2 pseudogenes are annotated in these 1,202 nt (G+C 71.0%); both read left to right on the top strand.

From position 1 onward, the window contains the following. Window positions 1–421: pseudogene (locus AB0M20_RS44625) on the top strand (transglutaminase domain-containing protein); the annotation flags it as partial. Between the two features lie 239 nt (window positions 422–660). After that, window positions 661–1,202, top strand: a pseudogene (locus AB0M20_RS44620) (EAL domain-containing protein); the annotation flags it as partial.

Here is a 1,202-nt window from a genome sequence, read left to right as displayed (position 1 = left end):
GCGGCTGTCGCTGGGCACGCCGGACGCGCGGATCTCGGGTGCGGGGCTGGAGTTCACGGCTGCGCGGCGGCTGGCCGGAATGCCGGTGCCGCCGCACCTGGCGGCGACGGAGGCCGCGGCGCACGGCGCTTCCGTTCCGCGGCCGGCGGCGCCGCGGTTGCTGCGCCGCGCCACCCCCGCCGGTGCCTCGACCGACGTGCTGGAGAGGCCGGTCGTCGACGGGCTGCCGCCGCTGGACCGGCTGGTCGACGGCGTCAACACGACGGCGTTCGCGCTGGGCGCGGCCGGCGAGGAACAGGCCCGCCGGGCGGGTGACGAGGTGGTGGCCTACGCATCGGCGCTGCGGGCGCGGCGCTCCTGGTGGCGGCGCGCGTGGTGGTCGCTGCACCCCGGTCCGCTGCGCTGGCACCGCCGTCGCTAGAAGGTTCGCTCGCTCACCGCCACGAAACGGCCGTCCGGGACCGAGCCAAACTCGCCGGCCTGCACGGGGTGGGGATTCTTCAACGCCATGCGGATCCTGTCCAGCCTTCCCTCACGTCGTGGCCCTTCTATCGGCTCCGATGCCGCGCACTTGAGCCGAATCACCGTCCTCGGCGCTGCCGCGGAGAAGTCGATATCCGTTTCCACACCATTTGCCCGTTCGGTGGCTAGCCTGAATCGGTGGGATCACTCGAAGGGGAGTCGCCCCTGATCCATGTGGGGCGGCAGGCGATCTATGACCGTTCCGGGGACGTCGTTGCCTACGAACTGCTGTTCCGGGACGCGGCGACGGCCACCCAGGCGTCGCGCCGCTCGGCGGAGGCCACCAGCCGGGTGATCGTTGCCGCGTTCACCGACTTCGGGCTCGCCGAGCTGGTCGGCGACCGGGTGGCCTTCATCAACATCACCCGGGAGTTCCTCGTCGGCGAGCTGCCCGTGCCGTTCGCCTCCGACCAGACCGTCCTGGAGATCCTCGAGACCGTCGAGGTGGACGACGCGGTCATCCAAGGCGTCGAAGAGCTGGTCGCGCGGGGCTTCACCATCGCGCTCGACGACTACCGGCCCGGCGGACGAGACCGGCTGCTTTCCTATGCCACGTACGTGAAGGTCGATGTCCTCGATACTGGCGTGGACATGGCCGACGTCGTCCAGCAGTGCCGCGAGCAGAATCCCCACCTGCGGTTCATCGCCGAGCGGCTGGAGACCGAGGATCAGCTGCACCG

This window comes from Actinoplanes sp. NPDC051633, assembly GCF_040681735.1.
Classification (GTDB): Bacteria; Actinomycetota; Actinomycetes; order Mycobacteriales; family Micromonosporaceae; genus Actinoplanes.
Note: the sequence above shows the minus strand (reverse complement) of the source record. Positions and strands in the feature narration are given on the sequence as shown.